Annotated in this window: 1 protein-coding gene; it reads left to right on the top strand. The window is 35.6% G+C overall.

All coding sequences use genetic code 11. The annotated features are described in order from the left end of the window. The coding region (locus A6E03_RS18315; protein ID WP_065601473.1) for a GNAT family N-acetyltransferase at window positions 1-399 on the top strand (399 nt) is incomplete at its 5' end. Window positions 400-404 lie beyond the last annotated feature (5 nt).

Below are 404 nucleotides of genomic sequence, written 5' to 3'. Positions count from 1 at the left end.
TTATTTGAACTTAAAAAGGCAGCTGAATTTGAGCCAATTAAGGCTGTGTTTGGTTGGGACGATAAAATCCAACGTGAAATGCATCAAGATGAATGGGCTGAAGAAAAACCAACCATTATTGAAATGTCAGGTGAAGCAATAGGTAGCTATTTGCTTCAAAACAAAGGTGACCATTTCTATTTTTGCCGTTTCTTTTTATTACCAAGCTTTCACGGAAAAGGAATAGGAAGTCAGGTTTTAAGCCAATGTTTAGAGTTTGCTGATAGTGAAAATAAACCAGTGAAATTGTGTTATTTACAAGGCAATCGGGTAGGCGGTTTATATCGTAAATTTGGTTTCCAAGCAACATCAGAAGATGCTCAATTTGTTCATATGAACCGTGTAAGAATGTGCTTATAACAAAT

Origin of the sequence: Aliivibrio sp. 1S128, assembly GCF_001691065.1 — a bacterium.
Classification (GTDB): Bacteria; Pseudomonadota; Gammaproteobacteria; order Enterobacterales; family Vibrionaceae; genus Aliivibrio.
Note: the sequence above shows the minus strand (reverse complement) of the source record. Positions and strands in the feature narration are given on the sequence as shown.